The 14,211-nt window shown below is 37.9% G+C and carries 17 protein-coding genes and 1 other RNA gene; 14 read left to right on the forward strand and 4 right to left on the reverse strand.

From position 1 onward, the window contains the following. Nucleotides 1-182: 182 nt before the first annotated feature. The 8 genes from JCM21531_RS12020 to JCM21531_RS12040 all read left to right on the forward strand — a co-directional run bounded on the left by JCM21531_RS12020 (nucleotide 183) and on the right by JCM21531_RS12040 (nucleotide 6,747). Complete coding sequence (locus JCM21531_RS12020) at nucleotides 183-701, forward strand: GtrA family protein (RefSeq protein ID WP_038290226.1); 519 nt, start codon at nucleotides 183-185, stop codon at nucleotides 699-701. Between the two features lie 23 nt (nucleotides 702-724). Further along, the gene (locus tag JCM21531_RS22100) at nucleotides 725-1,117 is read left to right on the forward strand and encodes a hypothetical protein (RefSeq protein ID WP_243467608.1); all 393 of its coding nucleotides are present in this window, start codon (nucleotides 725-727) and stop codon (nucleotides 1,115-1,117) included. Nucleotides 1,118-1,143: 26 nt separating this feature from the next. Beyond that, nucleotides 1,144-2,271 carry a hypothetical protein gene (locus JCM21531_RS22105; protein WP_243467609.1) on the forward strand — a complete coding sequence of 376 codons (1,128 nt, stop codon included), beginning with the start codon at nucleotides 1,144-1,146 and terminating at the stop codon, nucleotides 2,269-2,271. A gap of 47 nt (nucleotides 2,272-2,318) precedes the next feature. After that, nucleotides 2,319-3,134 carry a hypothetical protein gene (locus tag JCM21531_RS22110; protein ID WP_243467610.1) on the forward strand — a complete coding sequence of 272 codons (816 nt, stop codon included), beginning with the start codon at nucleotides 2,319-2,321 and terminating at the stop codon, nucleotides 3,132-3,134. Between the two features lie 99 nt (nucleotides 3,135-3,233). Beyond that, nucleotides 3,234-4,310, forward strand: coding sequence for a putative hexosyltransferase (locus JCM21531_RS12030; protein ID WP_243467611.1), 1,077 nt, complete (start codon nucleotides 3,234-3,236; stop codon nucleotides 4,308-4,310). Nucleotides 4,311-4,315: 5 nt separating this feature from the next. Then, nucleotides 4,316-4,585 (forward strand): hypothetical protein, encoded by a 270-nt coding sequence (locus tag JCM21531_RS22115; protein WP_243467612.1) that lies wholly within the window; start codon nucleotides 4,316-4,318, stop codon nucleotides 4,583-4,585. Nucleotides 4,586-4,621: 36 nt separating this feature from the next. Next, on the forward strand, nucleotides 4,622-5,902 hold the full coding sequence (locus JCM21531_RS12035; protein ID WP_038290229.1) for an NAD(P)/FAD-dependent oxidoreductase: 1,281 nt from the start codon (nucleotides 4,622-4,624) through the stop codon (nucleotides 5,900-5,902). Nucleotides 5,903-5,961: 59 nt separating this feature from the next. After that, the gene (locus JCM21531_RS12040; protein ID WP_038290232.1) at nucleotides 5,962-6,747 is read left to right on the forward strand and encodes a carbohydrate binding domain-containing protein; all 786 of its coding nucleotides are present in this window, start codon (nucleotides 5,962-5,964) and stop codon (nucleotides 6,745-6,747) included. Nucleotides 6,748-6,846: 99 nt separating this feature from the next. On the opposite strand, the gene JCM21531_RS22120 is transcribed toward JCM21531_RS12040, so the two are convergent. The 4 genes from JCM21531_RS22120 to JCM21531_RS12055 form a co-directional block, all read right to left on the reverse strand. After that, nucleotides 6,847-7,710, reverse strand: coding sequence for a cellulase family glycosylhydrolase (locus JCM21531_RS22120; RefSeq protein WP_369347645.1), 864 nt, complete (start codon nucleotides 7,708-7,710; stop codon nucleotides 6,847-6,849). Beyond that, entirely contained in the window at nucleotides 7,614-8,828 is a 1,215-nt protein-coding gene (locus JCM21531_RS22125; RefSeq protein WP_243467613.1) for a cellulose binding domain-containing protein, read from the reverse strand. Before JCM21531_RS22125 ends, JCM21531_RS22120 begins: the two co-directional genes overlap by 97 nt. Before the next feature lie 302 nt (nucleotides 8,829-9,130). Next, a complete protein-coding gene (locus tag JCM21531_RS12050) occupies nucleotides 9,131-9,370 on the reverse strand; it encodes a hypothetical protein (RefSeq protein ID WP_038290235.1) in 240 nt (79 codons plus the stop codon). A gap of 29 nt (nucleotides 9,371-9,399) precedes the next feature. Further along, nucleotides 9,400-9,840 (reverse strand): hypothetical protein, encoded by a 441-nt coding sequence (locus JCM21531_RS12055; protein WP_054847096.1) that lies wholly within the window; start codon nucleotides 9,838-9,840, stop codon nucleotides 9,400-9,402. A gap of 348 nt (nucleotides 9,841-10,188) precedes the next feature. On the opposite strand from JCM21531_RS12055, the gene JCM21531_RS23890 reads away from it, so the two are divergent. From JCM21531_RS23890 to recR, 6 genes are all read left to right on the forward strand, one after another. Continuing rightward, nucleotides 10,189-10,317, forward strand: a complete 129-nt coding sequence (locus JCM21531_RS23890; protein WP_265445872.1) for a hypothetical protein — start codon at nucleotides 10,189-10,191, stop codon at nucleotides 10,315-10,317. 68 nt (nucleotides 10,318-10,385) lie between these two features. Then, nucleotides 10,386-10,526: a hypothetical protein gene (locus tag JCM21531_RS18980; protein WP_157833678.1), complete on the forward strand. Its 141-nt coding sequence runs from the start codon at nucleotides 10,386-10,388 to the stop codon at nucleotides 10,524-10,526. 177 nt (nucleotides 10,527-10,703) lie between these two features. Continuing rightward, an RNA gene (ffs, locus tag JCM21531_RS17860) (signal recognition particle sRNA large type) lies at nucleotides 10,704-10,967 on the forward strand. A 187-nt stretch (nucleotides 10,968-11,154) separates the two neighbouring features. After that, the gene (gene dnaX / locus JCM21531_RS12060) at nucleotides 11,155-12,798 is read left to right on the forward strand and encodes a DNA polymerase III subunit gamma/tau (RefSeq protein WP_038290238.1); all 1,644 of its coding nucleotides are present in this window, start codon (nucleotides 11,155-11,157) and stop codon (nucleotides 12,796-12,798) included. 117 nt (nucleotides 12,799-12,915) lie between these two features. Next, a complete protein-coding gene (locus tag JCM21531_RS12065) occupies nucleotides 12,916-13,257 on the forward strand; it encodes a YbaB/EbfC family nucleoid-associated protein (protein WP_038290240.1) in 342 nt (113 codons plus the stop codon). Between the two features lie 32 nt (nucleotides 13,258-13,289). After that, nucleotides 13,290-13,889, forward strand: coding sequence for a recombination mediator RecR (gene recR / locus JCM21531_RS12070; RefSeq protein ID WP_038290242.1), 600 nt, complete (start codon nucleotides 13,290-13,292; stop codon nucleotides 13,887-13,889). Nucleotides 13,890-14,211 lie beyond the last annotated feature (322 nt).

Raw genomic sequence — 14,211 nt, forward strand, 5'->3', positions numbered from 1 at the left:
AAGTTTCTTTGATGATATAGCAACAAGAAGCCATACAATAAACTGAAAAAGATGATAGTAGCGATGAAACTGCTATATTGGCAGTGGAGCGAAGTTTTTTCTTTTTTTAATTTGATTTATCGTCTATAAATTGCTATAATTAATCTTGAGCGAATTTTATTTTGTGGTACTTGGGGGAATTTATGCTAATAACCAATTTGTTGGACAGGCTTAAAAAGTACAAATTTTTTTCCGATCTATTGACCCCTGAATCCTTTTCTCAGATGAAGAGATATATAATTACGGGTTTTACGGGCTTTGGAATTGAATACGCATTATTTTTCGGGTTTTATTATTATATTTTTAAAAGTTTTTTTCCGGCAGGATATTCTTTGGCGAAGGGTATTGCAGGAAGCTTGCTTAATTTTGATTTAAAAGGCGATACATATTGTTATTTGCTGGCAAATGCTATTGCCTATGTGGTTGTATTTTGGTTTAATTTTCTTGTTAACAGGATATGGTCTTTTAAATCGAAAGTCAATATCTTCAAGCAATTAAAACAGTATGCAGTTTTGTTTGTCTTTAATTTGGTTGCCACCAGCGCATTGTTTTATCTGTTAAGCGATAAACTCGGCATTATACCTGCGGTTTCTAAGGTATTGATTATGGGTTCGGTGGTATGCTGGAATTTCGTTTTGTATAAAAAAGTTATTTATAAATAGTTTTCTTAAGGAGAGTAGGTTGGATGATTGGACTTTTATATATTGCAATTGCATGGATAAGCGGATATGTTATTTTAAAACAATTGCTGCCTTCAATTTTTGATTTTTCAAAATCATTGTCTCTAACGGGAAAACAAGTGAAGTTACCTGCATGGGCAGTTACACTTCCGGCATCGTATTTGGTGGGAACGCTTTTAGTTACATGGACTACATATATAAGTGCTTATTTGTTCAGAACATCCGGAAAACCGATGTTGTATGGTAATATAGCTGCTTTTTCGATTTTTTCGTTAATTATTATCTATTTTATTACTAAAGATATAAGAAATGTTGTAACAACATTCAAATCAACAATTTCCGGGATTAGAAACAGTTCATTTCTGAAACTAACATCGTTGAGATTTTATATGTTTTAGTATTTCTGGGGATATGGACATTTTTTATGGTGGGGTCTTTTTATGTAAAAGACGGTGTAATGAAAATCGGATGGTCCGTATCAAGTGACTTTTCACCCCATCTTGCAGTAATCAGATCTTTTTCCTATGGATTTAACTTTCCGACAGAATATCCTCATTTTGCAGACGGTAATATGAGATATCATTTTATGTTCATGTTTTTGGCGGGAAATTTAGAGTTTTTAGGACTGAGAATTGATTGGGCTTTCAATCTTCCGGCCATATTATCGATTGTGTCATTTTTGACACTGCTGTATTCCTTTGCCGTATTGCTACTTGGCGAAAAAATAATCGGGGTTATCACGGGAGTGTTGTTCTTTTTCAGAAGTTCCTTTGCTTTCTTTACATTTATAGCAGGAAAGCCTACGATAAAGGAAGCATTAAGCGGGATAAAAGGCATGACGGAGCATATTGGCAATACGCAACATGAAGAATGGGGACTTTATGCTCAGAAAGTGTATGTAAATCAACGGCATCTGCCTTTTGTATTGGGAATAATGATGCTTGCTTTGATAATAGTACTTCCCTTGTTTATTAAGATGATGACAAGCATTAGTGAGCTTTATCAAAAAAGGGTACAAGAATCTCAGGTATCCCAAGACTCTCAAGAACCCGATGAAAGTCAAGAGATAGTGACAGATAAAGATGAAGGAATAGATAAAGATGAAAAGAAAGAAAGCTTTTGGAAGTCATATATTAAGGAGTTTATTTTAGACAAAAGTGCGTGGATTCCAAACAGTATATTTACCTCTGTGGTAATGGGAGTTCTTCTCGGGCTTACGGGCTTTTGGAATGGTGCGGTGGTTATAGCGGCACTTGCGGTACTCTTTGTTATGGCTATTTTCTCAAAACACAGACTTGATTACCTAATCATAGCATTAATCACTGTTGGACTAGCTTACTGCCAGACACAATTTTTTGTCAGAAGCGGAGGTTCGGTGGTTTCGCCCAGCATCTATGTAGGTTTTTTGGCGAATACCAACGGATTGCAACAGGATTTGTCCCGGTTTTTTGCCGTTAACGGTTTTGGTGCAACACTGCAGCATCTATTTAAGTTGATTCCTTATGTTGCAGGTTTTATATCGAACTTCTTGGAATTCTGCCGTTTATTATAGCTATATGCTTGTTCCGCAGCAACGGCAAGTATAAATATCATATAAATTTGTTATTCATAGCAGCTACACAGATTATCGGTTATTTCTTCATAAAGTATAAATTGGAAGCCGATACTAAAATCGTAAATAGAGAGCTTTTTATTATTTCAATGGTATTTTCTTTGGTATTGGTTATATGTGCCAGCATAGCATACACATCTTACAACAATTCCCCGGCACCTAGGGGCGTAAGGGCATTAATTCTGGCATTTAGTGCTCCGATTATTCTGGCGAGCACAGTTAAGCTCACATTAGGTATTGATATCAACCATAAATATGTGATTATTGGTTCCATACTTATAAATATTTTTGCTGCCGCTTTAATATTCTTCCTTTTCAAAGTAAAAAAACCTCTTGCTACCGTTGTGGCAGTGCTTATTTCCATTGTAATTACAGTTACGGGTTTTGTGGATGCAATAGCACTTTACTCCCTTAACAGTAGGTCCGTGGACATCCGTTGCGATGACCCTCTGCTGGTTAAGGTAAAAAATGACTCTGATAAAAATGAAATTTTCCTGACAGATGATTATCATCTTCATACAATATTGCTTGCAGGAAGAAAAATATTCTGCGGCTGGCCGTATTTTACGATGTTTGCAGGCTATGACTGGGACCTTCGCGATAGGATAAGGAGAGACATATTTAGTGCTCCTGACGAAAGTACCCTTAAGAAACTTGTGGAAGAGAACAATATTGGCTATATAGTCATTGATAACCAAGTTAGAGAGCCAAACAAGTATTATTTAAATGAAGAACTCATACGGAACACCTTTGAGGTATTTTATGACGACGGACATGATGTTGTTATTTACAAAACACATTAGATTTGTTATAGTCATATTTGGTAAAGATATGAATTTGGCTTTGTTAGAGGCTTAAATGGTTTATAATAAAATATTTTATATGAGGTGGGTTTTCAGACTATGGGTAATACTAGAACAAAGAGTGCAAAAAAAGGTTGGATTTTCGAGATGGAAAAGCCAATATCCCAAAATGCGTTCATAATTGTTGGAGTGGCCATAATACTGATAAGATTGATTCTGACCACAATTCCAAGCTATCAGGTGGATATGGGAGGATACAGGGCATGGAGTTTGTACCTTGCCGAAAAGGGTCCGAAGGGTCTTTATGAAACTTTTCACATTGTATATGCCCCGGCGTATATGTATATGCTGTGGATTACGGGAATAATAGCTAAAGCTTTTTCCGTCAATGCAGCTACCCATGCTTTCTTGATAAAGTTATGGGCAGTTGCTTCCGAACTGGTAGGAGCCTATCTGATTTACAAAATAGGAAAAAGATACGGAAAAGAGAGACTTGGATTTATTTTGGGAGTAGTTTATGCACTTAACCCCGGAGTTTTCTTCAATTCTTCGATTTGGGGACAATTTGACTCGATACCTGCTACTTTGCTTGTGGGTATGATATATGCCTTTAGTGTGAATCGAAAAATGACGGCAGTACTATTGTATGCACTTGCTGTACTGACCAAGCCCCAAAGTGCACTCCTTACGCCGCTGGGTATACTCTTTTACAAAGAACTGTTTGATTTCTCCAACATTACTAAAGAAAAGATTGTTAAGAGTATAAAAGAAACGTTGGTGGCTCTTTGTATAGGGTTCTCGTGTTATTTTATCGTTATTTATCCTTTCTATTATCACATGGATCTTTATGAACAGATGAAGAGTACTTCTGTTGTTAAAGATTTTATAGCCGAAACCATTGACTATTTTTGCTGGATGCCCAATTTGTACTTAACCAGTGTTCAGGATTATCCGTATCCCACTGCCAATGCCTTTAACTTGTGGACGCTATTGGGGGGACAACCGCCAATATTCGATTCAAATACATTCTTCATATTATCCTATAATGCATGGGGAACTATACTGTTTTTAATTTCTATAGGCATAGCTTTTGCATATTTGCTAAAATACAGGAAAAGTGACTTTGCGATGTATTTTGCTTCTTTCTTTATCCTGCAAGTGCCTTTACCTTCATGACAAAAATGCATGAAAGATACCTTCTTCCGGCCATAATTTTCCTCACGATTAGCGTTCTGTGGAAGAAATGGATGGCCATACCTTTGGCAGTTTTAAGTATATGCGTTACTGCCAACCACTGGTATTTATATTACATGTCATGGCAGGATGTGTACTGGCTTGATAATTATGACCCTGTTGCTGTGCCTGTTGCTTTATTGACTGTTTTGTTGGTTTTATTCTCGGCAGGATATATTGTAAAACAGATTACACAGGCTAAGAAAGTTAAAGGATAGGGATGTTAGCTGAATAAGAAGGAGAGACACGGAATTATGAATATATGTATTGTTGGTGCAGGAGCTACCGGGCTTGTTGCTGCAAACGAATTGATTAAAAAAGGTCATAAAGTTTCCGTATTTGAGGCTGAAGAGCAGCATGGCGGGTTGGTAAAAACCATAGATGTCGGCGATGAAAAACTGGAAGTATTCTATCATCATATATTTACCAATGATGTGGAAATAGTTAAGCTGATTGAAGAGTTGAATCTGACTTCTGAGCTTATGTGGCTCGAACCGAAAAACTCCATATATATTAACCGAAAGCTTTATCCTTTTACTTCTCCGATAGATTTGCTGCTTTTTAAGGAGCTTTCATTCATTGACAGGATAAGGATGGGCTTGCTTGTCTTTAAAGCGAAGTTCTTAAAGGACTGGAGCCAATTGGAAAACATGAGCTCTAAAGACTGGATAATCAAAAATGCAGGTAAGAATGTATATGAAAAGGTCTGGGGGCCGCTGCTCAGTTCAAAGTTTGACTATGACGCCGATAAAATTTCTGGAACCTGGCTGTGGAACAAATTTAAGCTCAGAGGCTCAACAAGGGGGAAAAACCTTAGCAAGGAACTGTTGGGATATATGAAGGGAAGCTTTGGGGTAATATACGACAAATTGGCTGAGAGAATAATCAATGCCGGTGGAGAAATACATTACTCAAGCCCTGTGGACAGAATAGAACCCCAAGAAGATAAAACCCTGAATGTCCATAGCAACGGCAAAACATTCAATTTTGACAGGGTTATTGTGACGACTTCGCCGGAAATCCTCAGTAAAATGAATGTTCCGTTTCCGAAAGAATATAGTGAAAAGCTTTCAAAAGTAAAGTACAAAGCAAATATTTGTATGGTTTTGGAACTTTCGGAGAAATTGTCGGATTACTATTGGACTACAATTGCAGAAAATGATTTTCCGTTTGTGCTCTTGATTGAACATACCAACTTGGTTACCGAAAATGAGTATAAGTCGCATATTATTTATCTTTCCAGGTATTTGGACAAGAAGAATAAGTTTTATTCATTAAGCGATGAGGAAATTCAGAAGGAGTTTATAAAATACTTGAAAATTATGTTCCCCGATTGGAATGAATCGAAGATAAAATGGGTACATATCAGCAGGACAGAATATGCCCAACCGGTTGTTGTACAACAATATTCAAAAATTTTACCCGAAATCAATACCCCTGTGGAGAACCTGTATTTGGCCAGCATGGCCCAAATATATCCGGAAGATAGAGGACAGAATTATTCCGTGAGGCTCGGAAAACAAGTGCAGATATGATTAATTAGAATGGCAGGATGAAGCAATATAAAATAGATTTTGATTGGAGGTAAGATAAAATGCTAAAAAAGATAACAGTGAGCATAACTTTTGTTCTTTTATTTTGCGTATTAATTAACCAGTGGGCTTTTGCCGCTGAAAACTTATTAAAAAACGCGTCCTTTGAAGAAATAGAAAATAATGAGCCCGTTGGTTGGAGTACATGGGTCTGGAATAAGCAGCCGGGGGTTGCGGAGTTTGGAGTAGGACAAGAGGGAGCACACAGTGGACAGTACTATGTTACTATTGAAAATAAAGAGGAGAGAGATGCACGATACCTTCAAGAAGTGGCGGTTGAACCGAAGACATGCTATAGGCTTTCCGGTTGGATTAAAACGGAGAATGTGGGCGAGGAGACGTTGGGAGCAAACTTGTCCATAGAAAGATATACTACATATTCCAATGATATAAGAGGTACCGTTGATGAATGGCAATATACAGAGTTATATATTTTGACCGGTGAAGATGTGAATACATTAAAAGTGTCATTGGGTTTGGGCGGCTACGGACGGCTAAATACCGGGAAGGCGTCATTTGACGATATAGTACTGGAGAAATTGGATGGTATACCTGAAGGCGAAAGATATTTATTTGTTGGAAATACCGATTCTGACTCAAATGGTTCAAAAGACGAGAAGGATAAATCACCTGAAAATACTGAAGGCAAGTATACTTGGATTTGGTTTGTGATTTCGGCGATTGTTTTAGCGACCATACTTTATTATTACTACGGAGCGGGAAAACTCAAAGGTTCAAATGGAGAAAATAACACCAAAAATGATAATGATACGAATGACGAAAAGTAAATATTAATTCGGAGATATTCATAAAAGGCTGCGGAAATTCTACTTTCTGCAGCCTTTATAATTATCAATTTATATTGATGGGGTTAAATATAGATTATGTTATTCATCTAATTTCTCCTCTACCGGGAATGCGGTTATGGCTCTAAGGATATATCTTTTTAGTAATGTAACATCACTGGAGGTTATTTTTTCGTCTCCGTCCAAATCAGCCGCTTCCAATCCATGGGGAGATGGGAATTCGGTAATTTGCTTGAGAACATAACGCTTTAAGAGTGTAAGATCGCTGGAGTTTACGCTGAAACTGCCGTCAAGATCACCGTACTTGAAGGTTTCTTCTGTAACTCCTCCTAGTGGTATTGCATGGTCCAACCCTTTTTTCCACAATGTAGGTTCGATTATTGCGTATTTTTCTTCATCGACCGTTTTCCAGTCTTCCAGCATCAAACCTCCGGTATCGGCTGAATTGGGGTTGAAGGCCCAGAAGGTATGATGAAGTTTTTTCTCAGCAATAAAGGTTCCCAGGCATTCAAGCCATTTACGGTTGTTATCTTTGATTAGCTTGCCGCCCCATTCTCCGATAAACATGGGTGCAATGTTTTGCTCAACAATGTAATACCAGTTGGGATACCAGCACTCTTCATAAAGAGTATTGATGTCGAAGTCTTTTTTAAACCATGGCTGCATATAGATGTCCGGTCCGTAATCGTGAACGGAATATACAAGCTTGTCCGGCGCCGATATGACGACAGGGTGGTCAGCAACTCCTCTCAAGTTTCCGCCCCACCAGTTGCAGTATGTAGTAAACTCACCGCAGTTGGTGTAATCATATCCTTCCATCGGGTATGCCTCAACACCTTCAACGACAATTAAAAGATTCGGGTTAATTGCAAGTATTTCTTCGGCAATAATTTCGGCTGCCCTTTTCCAATTGTTCGGGTCGTCGGAGCCATCCCATTTTGCGATGTTTGGGCCTGAGAACTTTCCGTGGGCTCATTTTTAAGATCCATTGCAATAACCGTATCGTCATCCTTGTATCTTTCGGTAATCCATTTCCATGCTTCAATAAAGTCTTCCATGGTCACATCTTTGTTGTACCAGAGGTTATCCTGATATGAATCCTTGGATGCACCGTGCATATCAAGCATAACCTTCAAACCGTTTTTCTTCATGTGATTTATTGTATAGTCCAGTATTTCCAAGCTGCTAAGGCCGTCGAGGCGAGGGTTTTCATATGTATTTACAAAGGAAGTTTCGACGCGTTCACCGTTTTTCCATTGCAGAATAATTTCGGCACTGATGGGGATTCTGATAATATTGAAACCTAATTTTGCCATTAAATCAAGGGAATCTTCCAGATTACATTTGTTAAGACCGTAAAAACCGTTTGCTCCATCGGTTTCAAAACCAAACCAGTTGATACCTGTAAGGTAAACAGTATTTCCTTTGGAATCCTTAATTAAATTTCCTTCCACATGAAGCCAGTCATCATCATTTGGCGGCGGTGTTGGTTCCGGCGGTGGCGGCGGTCCTTCTTTTCCCCACACCAGCTTACCTTTGTAGTAGAGCGTCATTTTATCGTATTCGGCATAATCAGTAAAACTTGGGTCATAAGAATAATCATTGGATTGGTCATAATAGCCGTTTGATATTTTTTTCAGTACCAGTTGCATTTGACCGCTGTTGCCCCCGTCTTTTATAGCTCCGGCTCCATCTGTAAAGCCGATTTCTGCATATCCCAGCTCGGGGTGAAATTCTCCAAATATGTTGTTTGGACCTATTGCAGTATAAAATGATGTAAGGACTTCTTCGGTAGTACCTTCTTTTTCGTAATAATACCTTACCCTAAGGTCGGCCATATTTACATCCATGCCGCTGTTGTTGTAAATAATTATGTAAGGACGCATGCTCTGATATTTTACATCCAGAGAGCCATCCATATAATGGATTGACAGGCCTTCCAAAGCCGGTTCTTCAGTTGTGTCATCTGCATTAACGGAAATGAAGCTAAAAAGACAGGAAACAATCAGGACAGAAATTGTTAATACAGACAGCAGGCTTTTTTTGGATTGCTTTTGATTCATTAAAACTAAACCTCCCCCATTCAATTAGTTGTGGAAAAATAAAAAAAGTAAAAATTATGTAAATAAAAACAAACGTACTAATTTAATTATATCATTAATGTGGTGTTTAAATATAGTGTTTTCAAAATGAAAAAATAAGTGGCCAATATTATGCAAGTGACAAATTTTCAAAACAAACATCATAAAGATTGCCGGCCTGGAAATTTACATTTTTTACGAGACAGAGTAGTGCTCATATGCGAGTTGACATAAAGTCACAAGAATAAAAAATATAATTCAACACAAAAGAATCCTCTTCGTAACTAAAAACTCTTCTGCAACTTCCACATATTATCGCTCAAATCATATTTTAGCTTATTATCACAACTGAGCTTACTAACGTCAACAATTCCATTTTCCAAGTCATCTTGTGTACAGATATCTTTCAGTATATATAAATTAATTTCATCGGATTTAGTTTTTGGGAAAGCTATAACCAGTCCATCCGTACACATTTCATACAACTCGTCAATGAAATTGCCGTCAATATTACCGTTTCCCATTTCTTTCAGTTTCTCTGTGACTTTGTATCTCAGGACGTTTTTGTACTTTTTATATCGTACAAATATGTATAGTTACAGTAGCCATCATCATGACACAAATAGCCATATTCGTTCATAAGACTGTCGATTCTAAAAGAACCTAAAGGCCTTTTTTGGTGACTCATAAACAACAGCCTCGCAAGTTCCTCATCCGTTACTAAATGCAGTTGCTTCTCATTTTCGAAATCAACCCAGCAAAAATCACCAAAGGCATAAACATCCTGTTCAATCAAGGAACGGGCCTGCTCTTTGGTGACATACTCCAATAACAATTTCGTGTTAAATCTGCATTCATGGGAATAACCTGCTAATATCAAATAACACTTGTCTAAATTTAAACCCATTGAAAAATCTTTAAATGTAATTCCCGTTGAATGTACCATGCTGTTGTTTCTATCAATTTTAACATATACGAAAGAATAGCCGGACACAATAATCATCCTTTTTGCTTACGCATAGTTTACTTTTAATAGCTATTTCCAATTTGGCACAATACATCTAACTTACTGCCAATACATCCTTAAATTCTTTGTTACGCATTTTTATATAATTTTATCATAGGTAAAGGTAATTTTAAACTGAAATAGTATTTATTTTTGATTTATGCGGCGGATTGATAACTTCTTTATCCCAAAATGAACCAAATAACAAATAAGAGACAATATGTTACTGGAATAGCTATTCCGTGCGCAAATTTATATTTACTGAAATATTGCACTGTAAAACGCTGTGGAAGAAAGAAGTAAACAAATCTATGCCATGTGGAGAGGGGATAAACATTGGACAACATAGATATTGATAGCTTGATAATGTTATACGGTAAAACTGTTTATGGATTCTGCTTAAGGCTTGCGAGGAGCAAAGACAATGTATCGGGTGGAAAGAGAAATTCGACAATGGAATTGTAATACAGGAATCCATAAAGGAAGCTACTTGTGAGAATGGATATGCATACTATAAATATGATGGCAGTGAGGTGAAAATTTCTTTAGAGCACTTATTTATTTACGGAGAAGTGGGTGTATGGAAAACAGTGGGAGCAAGCATAAGGGGTGAAGAGGAAATTGGATTTCAGCTATTAAAGAACGAGGATGGTGTGATTATGGTAGAGCAGTAAGAAAGGCAAAATAATCAGAGTATGGAGATTGATATACAATAATAGGAAAAAGAGTAATAAATATATAGTGATTTAATAAAATAAATGTCTTGAAGTATTATAAATTATTAAGTATAATATATAAGGTATTCCTTCATGATTATTCATTAAGAAGGAAACTGATAAGTTAATATTTGGTCGTGCTAGATGGGGAGGTAGCGGTGCCCTGTACCTGCAATCCGCTATAGCAGGGTTGAATTCCTATAATAGGCATGTTTCTGTAAGGTCTGCCCTTTGCAAGTGGCAATGAAAATTGGGTCCTGCGCAACGGAAGTCTATGAACCCCGTCAGGTTCGGAAGAAAGCAGCGGTAAGTAGTCCCTTTCGTGTGCCGTGGGTTTGCCTGATTAGAGTTAACTGCATTGGTTACGCTTGTATATGCATGTCGAAAATAGGTGCACGACCAATTAATTATATAACTAAAAATTTAAGTATATCAAATTGTCTAAAAAAGCTATTTAAAACTATTAAATAGCTTTATTTTATATTTGGCCTCTTGGAATGAAATGAAAGAGGCAAAAGCGAAGGGACTCGATGTCCAGAGCTTTTATTAGTCAGCTTTTTGATATGCGAAAGTAGGAGGATGCTTTGTGTCGTATCTGGCTTTATATAGAAAATGGAGACCTATGGTCTTTGAAGATGTAGTTGAACAGGAACATGTTGTAAAGACACTTAGGAACAGCATTTGTTCCGGGCGTATAGCTCATGCGTATCTCTTTTGTGGGACAAGGGGTACGGGTAAAACCACCATGGCAAAAATATTTTCCAGGGCTGTAAACTGTGTGGATTCGAAAAACGGTGATCCTTGCAATCAATGTGAGGTTTGTCAGGGAATACTTAACGGAAGCCTTTTGGATGTCATAGAAATAGATGCTGCCTCAAACAATAGTGTGGATGATATAAGAGATATTAGGGATGAAGTCATATATACTCCTTCAAAAGCCAGATACAAGGTTTATATTATAGACGAAGTTCATATGCTTTCGACAGGTGCATTTAATGCCCTCCTAAAGACTCTCGAGGAGCCACCTGCCCATGTTATATTTATCCTTGCCACTACTGAACCGCACAAGCTTCCTGCAACTATACTGTCCCGCTGCCAAAGGTTTGATTTCAGGAGGATTCCGGTAGACAGTATTGTAAAGAGGATTGAGTACATTGCAAAAGAAAGCGGAGTAGAAATTCAAAGGGAAGCATCGAAACTGATAGCAAAGCTTTCCGACGGAGCTTTGAGAGATGCCATAAGCATATTGGATCAGTGCATATCTCTTGGCAATAAGGAGCTTACCTATGAAGATGTCTTATCCGTGGTAGGCCTTGTGACAGATACTTTTATTGGCGAGGTTGTAGATGCCGTAAAGAATAGAGAGATACAAAGGGTCTTAAAGGCTGTTGATGAACTGGTGATGGAAGGTAAGAATATCGGCCAGTTTGTTTCGGAGCTGGTGATGTATTACAGGAATCTCATGATTTGCAGCTCGGTATCGAATCCTGAAGAAATAATTGATGCTCCAATGGATTCAATTCAAAAGATGAAGGAGCAATGCAATGGGCTGGAGCGGTTTGAGATTGTGGCTGTGATAAAAGAGCTGTCTTTACTGGAGGCGGCATTAAAATCGACTACACATCCAAGGGTTCTTTTGGAAACGACGCTTATCAAGCTCTGTGAGAACAGGATGGACTTGGGAGATGCCGGTGTATTGGAGAGAATTCAATCTCTGGAGAAGAATGTTAATGATATTATGGAGAAGGGTATTGCCGTGCCCAAGAATGGTTCCGGCAGTTCGACCGGTTCTCTAAAGGATTCCGGCAATGCGGATTCCGGTAAAGAAAATTTGGAGTCTGAAGATGATAAACGTATTGAGAAAAAGAATATTGCCAAAAATGTAAAGGGAATTGAAATATGGCCCAAAGTGTTGGACGAGCTGAAAAGCAGGGGCAGAATGGTTATATATTCCCACCTTCTGGATGCGAAACTTATAGAGTTGGGCTCAAATAGAGTCGGGATAGTATTTAAAAATACCATTGGTAAAATGTTTGTTGAAAAATCCGAGAATCTTGAAGTTGTAGAAGAGTGCCTTTGTGAATTTCTTGGCAAAAAAGTTCGGGTTAAATGTTTGGGCGAAGAAGACATTGTAGATACAGAAAAAAAAGAGGAAAAGGATGAGCTGATTGAGAAGGTTCAGGATTTTGCCGAAAAGGTTGATATTCCACTGAATATAATTGACGAATAAATTTCAAAAATTTTACTGGTCTTTTTAGCATATATTGATATATAATGATGGTTAGGTATTTTTATATTCGGATATGTGTAATCTGAAGATATAACATAAAATTGGAGGTAGATGATAATGGCAAAAGGCGGTTTCCCGGGATTCGGCGGTAATATAAACAACCTGGTAAAGCAGGCTCAGAAGATGCAAAGAGATATGGAGAGAGTTCAGGAAGAGCTCAAGGAAAGAACTGTTGAGGCATCTGCCGGTGGAGGAGCAGTTACTGTAATTGCCACAGGAAAGAAAGATATTAAGGAAATCACTATAAAACCGGAGGTTGTTGACCCTGATGATGTTGAAATGCTTCAGGACCTTATACTTGCAGCAGTCAATGAAGCTTTAAGAAAAGCCGATGAAATGGTTACAACCGAGATTAGCAAGGTTACGGGCGGATTGGGTGGAATTCCCGGTTTGTTTTAGTTGATGTTTACAATGATAAAGGGTGAATATACATGAGCTTTTATGCTGCACCGATTGCAAGGCTTATAGAGGAGTTTGAAAAGCTTCCCGGTATAGGCCACAAGACTGCCCAGAGATTGGCTTTTCATGTGTTGGATATGCCTCAGGAAAAAGTGGATAGGCTTGCAAATGCTATAACTGAAGCAAAGCAAAAAACAAAATTCTGCTCGGTATGTGGTAATTTAACCGATTCCGAGGTTTGTCCCCTTTGCAGTTCGGAAAAAAGGGACAATTCTGTAATTTGTGTCGTTGAAGACGCAAGGGATGTTGTTGCAATGGAGAAGATCCGAGAGTTTAAAGGGCTTTACCATGTGTTGCATGGGGCGATATCGCCGATGCAGGGGATTGGGCCTGAGGATATTAAAATTAAGGAGCTTTTGGACAGGATAAAGGAAGGAAACATCAAAGAGGTTATTATTGCGACAAATCCCAATATTGAGGGTGAAGCTACTGCCATGTATATTTCAAAGCTCGTTAAGCCTTTGGGTATCAAGGCCACAAGGATAGCCCACGGAATACCTGTGGGAGGAGACCTTGAATATGCGGATGAAGTTACATTGGCAAAGGCTTTGGAGGGAAGACGCGAAATTTAATCCGGATAAAGAAGTTTAAAATGAAGTAAATAAAGTTGTTGCATGAAACATGGTTTATTAGGCTAAGGAATTCCTATAGGCCATGTTTTTTATTTGGATTTAAGGATAACTTATAATACGTATTGGTATAATATTACAATATAATGAAAGCTTGGGGCATAGAGACCCCTTCAACTTTAGTCTATTTCATTTCTCTCCAAGAGGCTGAATAATGACGCTTGTTTTAGAAAAGGAGTATAGCATGAATATTCGAAGGTATTTGCCGGATGATATATCCGAAATTACAGAATTGTTCTACAACACAGTTCATACTGTTAATTTG

The sequence above is a fragment of the Acetivibrio straminisolvens JCM 21531 genome (genome assembly GCF_000521465.1).
Lineage (GTDB): Bacteria > Bacillota > Clostridia > Acetivibrionales > Acetivibrionaceae > Hungateiclostridium > Hungateiclostridium straminisolvens.